Source organism: Kitasatospora sp. NPDC056800 (assembly GCF_042789775.1).
Lineage (GTDB): Bacteria > Actinomycetota > Actinomycetes > Streptomycetales > Streptomycetaceae > Kitasatospora.
This window is the reverse complement of record NZ_JBHUAL010000346.1, coordinates 1-5,039: the sequence shown is the minus strand read 5'-3', so window position 1 is coordinate 5,039 and position 5,039 is coordinate 1. Positions and strand designations below refer to the sequence as shown.

Below are 5,039 nucleotides of genomic sequence, written 5' to 3'. Positions count from 1 at the left end.
GCCCCGGACGGCAGCCCGCCGTCCGGGGCCGTTCCGTACCCGGGCGTGCCCCCGGCGGCCCGCCGCCGAACGCGCCCCCGGCCCGCCGCCGAACGCGCCCCCGGCCCGCCGCCGTGTCTCGGCCCGATCACGACGGTCTCGGTCCGGTGAAGCGCCCGTCAAGGCCGCGTCAACGTCGCGCTGTCACCCGTATGGAGGGCGTCAGGGCCCCATAACGCGCCGCTGACGGCTGGTTTGCTGCATCTGCCGGTCGTCCGCCGGCGCCGCGCGAGCCCCTTCGGCCCAGGTCGCGGCATCTCCCGAACCACTCTGGTGGAGCCCATGTCCGATCTCATCTACGTCGGTGTCACGGTCGCCGTGTTCGCCGTCATCGCCCTGATCGCGCGGGGGGTGGAGAAGCTGTGAGCGCCGAGAACATCGCTGGTCTGGTCGTGGCCGTCGCGCTCGTCGGCTATCTCGTCGTGGCGCTGATCTTCCCGGAGAAGTTCTGACATGGGATCCACTCTCGCGGGCTGGCTCCAGGTCATCGCCCTCGTCGGCGCGCTGGCCCTGTGCTACCGCCCCCTCGGCGACTACATCGCCAAGCTCCTCACCTCCGCCAAGCACCTCAGAGTCGAGCGCGGCATCTACAAGCTGATCGGCGTCGACGGCGACGCGGACCAGCGCTGGCCGTCGTACCTCCGCTCGGTGCTGGCCTTCTCGGCCGTCTCCGTCCTCTTCCTCTACGGCCTGATCCGCCTCCAGGGCTACCTGCTGCTGAACCTGGGTGTTCCGCAGATGGAGGGCCACCAGGCCTGGAACACCGCGATCTCGTTCGTCGCCAACACCAACTGGCAGTCCTACGGCGGCGAGTCCGCGATGGGCCACCTGGTGCAGATGGCGGGCCTGGCGGTGCAGAACTTCGTCTCCGCGGCCGTCGGCATCGCCGTCGTCGCCGCGCTGATCCGGGGCTTCACCCGCAACCGGACGGACCGGATCGGCAACTTCTGGGTGGACCTCACCCGGATCAACCTGCGCCTGCTGCTGCCGATCTCGATCGTCTTCGCCCTGGTGCTGGCCGCCAACGGCGTGATCCAGAACTTCCACGGCTTCCACGAGGTGACCTCGCTGGCCGGCGAGGTCCAGAAGATCCCGGGCGGCCCGGTGGCCTCCCAGGAGGTCATCAAGCTGCTCGGTACCAACGGCGGCGGCTTCTTCAACGCCAACTCGGCGCACCCGTTCGAGAACCCGACCGGTTTCACCAACCTGGTCGAGATCTTCCTGATCCTGCTGATCCCGTTCGCGCTGCCGCGGACCTTCGGCCGGATGGTGGGGGACAACCGCCAGGGCTACGCGATCGTCGCCGTGATGGGCCTGTTCTGGGCCGCCTCGGTGGCCCTGCTGACCCTCGCCGAGTCGCAGCACCACGGCGCCGCCCTGCAGGCCGCGGGCGCCGCGATGGAGGGCAAGGAGCAGCGCTTCGGCATCGCCGCGAGCTCGCTGTTCGCCGCCTCGACGACGCTGACCTCGACCGGCGCGGTGAACTCCTTCCACGACTCGTACACGCCGTTCGGCGGCGGGCTGACGGTCTTCAACATGATGCTGGGCGAGATCGCGCCCGGCGGTGTGGGCTCCGGCCTGTACGGGATGCTCGTGCTGGCGGTCATCGCGGTGTTCGTCGCGGGCCTGATGGTCGGCCGCACCCCCGAGTACCTGGGCAAGAAGCTCGGCGGCCGGGAGATGAAGTTCGCCTCGCTGTACATCCTCACCACGCCGACGATCGTGCTGGTCGGCACGGGTGTGGCGATGGCCCTGCCGGGTGAGCGCGCCGGGATGCTCAACTCGGGCGCCCACGGCTTCTCCGAGGTGCTGTACGCCTTCACCTCGGCGGCCAACAACAACGGCTCGGCCTTCGGCGGCATCACCGTCAACACCGACTGGTACGACACCGCGCTCGGCCTGGCGATGATCTTCGGCCGGCTGCTGCCGATCGTCTTCGTCCTGGCGCTGTCCGGCTCGCTCGCCCAGCAGCAGCCGGTCCCGGCCACCCCGGGCACCCTGCCCACCCACAAGCCGCTGTTCGTGGGCCTGCTGTCGGGCGTGATCCTGATCGTCGTCGGCCTCACCTACTTCCCGGCCCTGGCTCTCGGGCCGATCGCGGAAGGTCTGTCCTCCTGATGTCCACCCCTACGCTCAACCCCGCACCGGCCGACAAGGCGGAGCCCGCCGCGCCGCACAGAGTGTCGAGCGGCCTGCTCGACCCGAAGCTGATCCTCGCGTCCCTGCCGGACGCGGTGAAGAAGCTCGACCCCCGGGTGATGGTCAAGAACCCGGTGATGTTCGTGGTCGAGGTCGGCTCGGTGGTCACCACCATCGCCGCGATCGCCGACCCGTCCGTGTTCGCCTGGGCCATCACCGTCTGGCTCTGGCTGACCACGATCTTCGCCAACCTGGCCGAGGCCGTCGCCGAGGGCCGCGGCAAGGCGCAGGCCGACACCCTGCGCAAGACCAAGAGCGACACCATGGCCCGCCGGCTCACCGACTGGCCGGCCACCGGCGCCGAGGAGGAGGTGCCCGGCACCGCGCTCCGGCTCGGCGACCACGTGGTGGTCGAGGCCGGGCAGGTCATCCCCGGTGACGGCGACGTGGTCGAGGGTGTCGCGAGCGTCGACGAGTCGGCGATCACCGGCGAGTCCGCGCCCGTCATCCGGGAGTCCGGCGGCGACCGCAGCGCCGTCACCGGCGGCACCAAGGTGCTGTCCGACCGGATCGTGGTGAAGATCGCCTCGGAGCCCGGCAAGTCGTTCATCGACCGGATGATCGCCCTGGTCGAGGGCGCCGCCCGGCAGAAGACGCCGAACGAGATCGCGCTCAACATCCTGCTGGCCTCGCTGACCATCGTCTTCCTGGTCGCGGTCGTCACGCTCCAGCCGATGGCCACCTACGCGGGCGCCCCGCAGTCGATGATCGTCCTGGTCGCCCTGATCGTGGCGCTCATCCCGACCACCATCGGCGCGCTGCTCTCCGCGATCGGCATCGCCGGCATGGACCGGCTGGTGCAGCGCAACGTGCTGGCGATGTCCGGCCGCGCCGTCGAGGCCGCCGGAGACGTCAACACCCTGCTGCTCGACAAGACCGGCACCATCACCCTGGGCAACCGCCAGGCCGCCGAGTTCCTGCCCGCCCCGGGCGTCTCCACCGAGGACCTGGCCAGTGCCGCGCAGCTCTCCTCGCTCGCGGACGAGACCCCGGAGGGCCGCTCGATCGTGGTCCTCGCCAAGACCGAGTACGGTCTGCGGGCCCGCGCCCAGGGCGAGCTGACCCACGCCACCTGGGTCCCGTTCACCGCCCAGACCCGGATGTCGGGCGTCGACCTGGACGAGGAAATGGAAGGGGCGGAGCGCAGCGACTCGGACAAGGGCGGTGGTGGGCGACGGGTGGGCGTCCACCAGGTCCGCAAGGGCGCCGCCGGCGCCGTCTCCAACTGGGTGACCGGGAACGGCGGTTCGGTCGGCGACGAGGTCTCCACCCTGGTCGACGGGATCTCCGCCGCCGGTGGCACCCCGCTGGTCGTGGCCGCGAAGACGGGCAGCGCGCCCGCCCGCGTCCTGGGGGTCATCCACCTCAAGGACGTGGTCAAGGAGGGCATGCGGGAGCGCTTCGACGAGCTCCGCCGGATGGGCATCAAGACCATCATGATCACGGGCGACAACCCGCTGACCGCCAAGGCGATCGCGGAGGAGGCCGGCGTGGACGACTTCCTCGCCGAGGCCACGCCCGAGGACAAGATGGCCCTGATCAAGAAGGAGCAGGAGGGCGGCAAGCTGGTCGCGATGACCGGCGACGGCACCAACGACGCCCCCGCGCTCGCCCAGGCCGACGTCGGCGTCGCGATGAACACCGGGACCATGGCGGCCAAGGAGGCCGGCAACATGGTCGACCTGGACTCCAACCCGACCAAGCTGATCGAGATCGTGGAGATCGGCAAGCAGCTGCTGATCACCCGCGGCGCGCTGACCACCTTCTCGATCGCCAACGACGTGGCCAAGTACTTCGCGATCATCCCCGCGATGTTCGCCGGGGTCTACCCGGGCCTGAGCCACCTCAACATCATGGGCCTGCACAGCCCGCAGTCCGCGATCACCTCGGCGATCATCTTCAACGCCCTGGTCATCATCGGCCTGATCCCGCTCGCCCTGCGCGGCGTGCGCTACCGCCCGTCCGACGCCAGCTCGCTGCTGCGCCGCAACATCGGCGTCTACGGCTTCGGCGGCCTGGTGGTGCCGTTCGTCGGCATCAAGCTGATCGACCTGATCGTCCAGTTCATCCCCGGCCTCAGCTGAAGCGGGAAGGAGAGAAAACCATGTCCAAGCCCCTGCCGACGATCCTCCGCACCCACTTCACGGCCCTGCGAGCGCTCCTGGTGCTCACCGTGATCCTCGGGGTCGTCTACCCGCTCCTGATCACCGGCGTCTCCCAGGTCGCCTTCTCCGACAAGGCGAACGGCTCGCCGGTGACGTCCGGCGGCAGGGAGGTCGGCTCCAGCCTGATCGGCCAGAGCTTCAACCTCCCGAAGACCAACCCGGACGACCCGAAGGAGGAGGCCCAGCCGGACCCGAAGTGGTTCCAGCCCCGCCCCTCCGCCGCCGGGACCGGCTACGACGCGTCCTCCTCCAGCGCCAGCAACCTCGGCCCGAACAGCGAGGACCTGTTGAAGGCCGTCAACGACCGCCGCGCCGCCGTCGCCGCGTTCGACGGCGTCGACCCGGCGAGCGTCCCGGCCGACGCGCTGACCGCCTCCGGCTCCGGCCTCGACCCGCACATCTCCGTCGCGTACGCCAAGGAGCAGGTCGAGCGGGTCGCCAAGCACCGCGACCTGCCGGTGGAGACGGTGGGCAAACTGGTCGAGAAGTACACCGAGAGCCGCTCGCTCGGCTTCCTCGGCAACGAGGGCGTCAACGTCGTGCTGCTCAACAAGGCGCTCAGCGAGCAGAAGTGACACCACCTCGTACAGACGGGTGACCGGGCCGGCCCGGGCACGGGGGCACGCCTCCCGCGCC

The 5,039-nt window shown here is 70.2% G+C and carries 4 protein-coding genes; all 4 read left to right on the top strand.

Annotated elements, in window-relative coordinates; genetic code table 11:
- The first annotated feature begins 401 nt into the window (after positions 1 to 401).
- From kdpF to kdpC, 4 genes are read left to right on the top strand one after another with little or no spacing between them, the layout of a single operon-like run.
- Entirely contained in the window at positions 402 to 491 is a 90-nt protein-coding gene (kdpF, locus tag ACFRQN_RS39870) for a K(+)-transporting ATPase subunit F (protein WP_045693083.1), read from the top strand.
- A gap of 1 nt (position 492) precedes the next feature.
- Entirely contained in the window at positions 493 to 2,157 is a 1,665-nt protein-coding gene (gene kdpA / locus ACFRQN_RS39865; protein ID WP_074003982.1) for a potassium-transporting ATPase subunit KdpA, read from the top strand.
- Positions 2,157 to 4,322, top strand: a complete 2,166-nt coding sequence (gene kdpB / locus ACFRQN_RS39860) for a potassium-transporting ATPase subunit KdpB (protein WP_380745530.1) — start codon at positions 2,157 to 2,159, stop codon at positions 4,320 to 4,322. Before kdpA ends, kdpB begins: the two co-directional genes overlap by 1 nt.
- A 20-nt stretch (positions 4,323 to 4,342) precedes the next feature.
- On the top strand, positions 4,343 to 4,978 hold the full coding sequence (gene kdpC / locus ACFRQN_RS39855) for a potassium-transporting ATPase subunit KdpC (RefSeq protein ID WP_049652083.1): 636 nt from the start codon (positions 4,343 to 4,345) through the stop codon (positions 4,976 to 4,978).
- Positions 4,979 to 5,039 lie beyond the last annotated feature (61 nt).

Bases quoted from the DNA above. Each gene is read 5' to 3' on its own strand.
- kdpA (WP_074003982.1), top strand. From the start codon at position 493: ATGGGATCCACTCTCGCGGGCTGGCTCCAGGTCATCGCCCTCGTCGGC.
- kdpB (WP_380745530.1), top strand. From the start codon at position 2,157: ATGTCCACCCCTACGCTCAACCCCGCACCGGCCGACAAGGCGGAGCCC.
- kdpC (WP_049652083.1), top strand. From the start codon at position 4,343: ATGTCCAAGCCCCTGCCGACGATCCTCCGCACCCACTTCACGGCCCTG.